Consider the following 1,069-nt stretch of genomic DNA (forward strand, 5'->3'; position numbering starts at 1 on the left):
GGTATATCACCAGCATCTCGGGTCGGCCGCTGGCGGCATCGACCATCAGGGTCTCGCGCCGGGCCACATCGGGCGCGCCGAGATAGCCTTCGCCCTTGGCCAGTCGGTTCGCGAGATCCGGTGTCTCAGAGAGTGGGCTACGCCCCCGCACGTTTGGCAGACTGGCGAAGTTGTAGGAGGCGGGCGGGGACATGCCGGCCCATTCCAAAGTGCCGGCCCGCCACGGGTTGCGCGGGCCGCGCACCGCGACGAAACCGTGGATGATGATGTCGACCAGCACCATCGCAAGCCCGATCGCCATGACGAAACTGCTGACCGAAGAGATGAAGTTGATCACCCCCCAGCCGGTTTCCGCGTCATAGCTGTCGATCCGGCGGCGCTGGCCCAGCAGGCCGACCCAATGCATGGCCAGAAAGGTGCCGTGGAATCCCACGAAAATCAGCGCGAAGGCCAGCTCGCCGAGCCGGAACAACCGCTTGCGCCCGCTCACTAGTGGCAGCCAGTAGTAGATCCCCGCCAGCATCGGAAAGACGAAACCGCCGAACAGCACATAGTGCAGATGCGCAGTGATGAAGGCGGTGTCATGGGCCTGCCAGTCAAAGGGCACCACGGCCACCATCACGCCGGTCAGCCCGCCGATCACGAAGGTCACGAAGAACCCAAGGATATGCAGCATCGGCATGTGCAACTCGGGCCGCCCCTTCCACATGGTGCCGATCCAGGCAAAGACCTGCACCCCCGTCGGCACCGCCACCAGCGTCGAGGCGGCCGAGAAAAACGCCAGCCCCATATGCGGAATGCCGGTGGTAAACATATGGTGCACCCAAAGCCCGAAACTGAGGAAGGCCAACGCCAAAGCGCTCGCGACGATCCAGCCGTAGCCCAGCAGCGTCGTGCGCGCCATCACCGGGATCACGGTCGAGATCACCCCGGCGGCGGGCAGGAAGATGATATAGACCTCTGGATGGCCGAACAGCCAGAACAGGTGCTGCCAAAGCAAGCTGTCGCCGCCCAGATCGGCTTGGAAGAACGGGAGGCCGAAGGCGCGCTCAACCTCCAAGAGTACCGA

Annotated in this window: 1 protein-coding gene; it reads right to left on the reverse strand. The window is 64.0% G+C overall.

Translation table 11 applies throughout. The features are described 5' to 3' along the window. Positions 1-1,069 (reverse strand): cbb3-type cytochrome c oxidase subunit I (locus A3722_RS14220; RefSeq protein WP_201722033.1); only part of this gene is annotated, 1,069 nt, incomplete at both ends.

The sequence above is a fragment of the Sulfitobacter sp. HI0027 genome (assembly GCF_001634775.1).
In the GTDB taxonomy this organism is placed as follows: Bacteria; Pseudomonadota; Alphaproteobacteria; order Rhodobacterales; family Rhodobacteraceae; genus Sulfitobacter.